Source organism: Actinotalea ferrariae CF5-4 (assembly GCF_000603945.1).
GTDB lineage: Bacteria > Actinomycetota > Actinomycetes > Actinomycetales > Cellulomonadaceae > Actinotalea > Actinotalea ferrariae.
This window is the reverse complement of record NZ_AXCW01000438.1, coordinates 1-521: the sequence shown is the minus strand read 5'-3', so window position 1 is coordinate 521 and position 521 is coordinate 1. Positions and strand designations below refer to the sequence as shown.

General features: G+C 77.2%; 1 protein-coding gene. It reads left to right on the top strand.

Annotated features, from left to right (window positions below):
* On the top strand, positions 1-521 hold a 521-nt coding region (locus tag N866_RS18625), incomplete at both ends, for a 4-phosphopantoate--beta-alanine ligase (protein ID WP_034229580.1).

The window sequence follows — 521 nt, the reverse complement described above, 5'->3', positions numbered from 1 at the left end:
GCGCGGGCGGGCCGAGCAGGTCGTCGTCACGGTCTTCGTCAACCCGCTGCAGTTCGGCCCGGCGGAGGACCTGACCCGCTACCCGCGCGACCTCGAGCGGGACGTCGCGCTGCTGGCGCGGGAGGGCGTCGACGTCGTCTTCGCCCCGGGCGTGGAGGACGTCTACCCGGGCGGCGACCCGGTCGTCCGGGTCAGCGCCGGTGCCCTGGGCGACCGCCTCGAGGGCGCCCACCGTCCCGGGCACTTCGACGGGGTCCTGACGGTCGTGCTCAAGCTCCTGCACCTCGTCCGCCCCGACGTCGCGCTCTTCGGGGAGAAGGACGCCCAGCAGCTCATGGCGGTCCGGCGCATGGTGCGCGACCTCGACGTCCCGGTCGACGTCGTCGCCGGGCCCACGGTCCGTGACGCGGACGGCCTGGCGCTGTCCTCCCGGAACGCCTACCTCGACGCCGACGGCCGCCGGCACGCCCTCGCCCTGTCGCGCGCGCTGGACGCCGCCCGGGCGGCGGCGGCCGGCGGGG